Here is a 349-nt window from a genome sequence, read left to right on the forward strand (position 1 = left end):
TGGTGCGCTCCAGAAAGGGAAGTTTCGTGGCTATCAAGTTGCCGGGCGGTCGCACCATCGGCCTGATGACGGCTGGTGCTCTGGCGGGGTCGGTCCTGGTTCTGGGTGGCGCCGCCACCGCTTCGTCGGCGAGTGACGCCGTGTTCTACGCGTGTGTGAACAAGAGCACGCGGTACATGCGCCTGGTGAACGCGACCACCACGTGCAAGACGACCGAGACCAAGGTGTCGTGGAACAAGACCGGTCCGCAGGGTCCGGTGGGCATCGGCGGCACGGGTCCGCAGGGTCCTGCCGGTCCGCAGGGTGCGCGTGGCCAGCAGGGCATGCGCGGCCCGCAGGGTCCGAAGGG

1 pseudogene is annotated in these 349 nt (G+C 68.2%); it reads left to right on the top strand.

Annotated elements, in window-relative coordinates:
• Positions 1-65: 65 nt before the first annotated feature.
• A pseudogene (locus AAH991_RS40355) lies at positions 66-349 on the top strand (hypothetical protein); the annotation flags it as partial.

Origin of the sequence: Microbispora sp. ZYX-F-249 (genome assembly GCF_039649665.1) — a bacterium.
Taxonomy (GTDB): domain Bacteria; phylum Actinomycetota; class Actinomycetes; order Streptosporangiales; family Streptosporangiaceae; genus Microbispora; species Microbispora maris.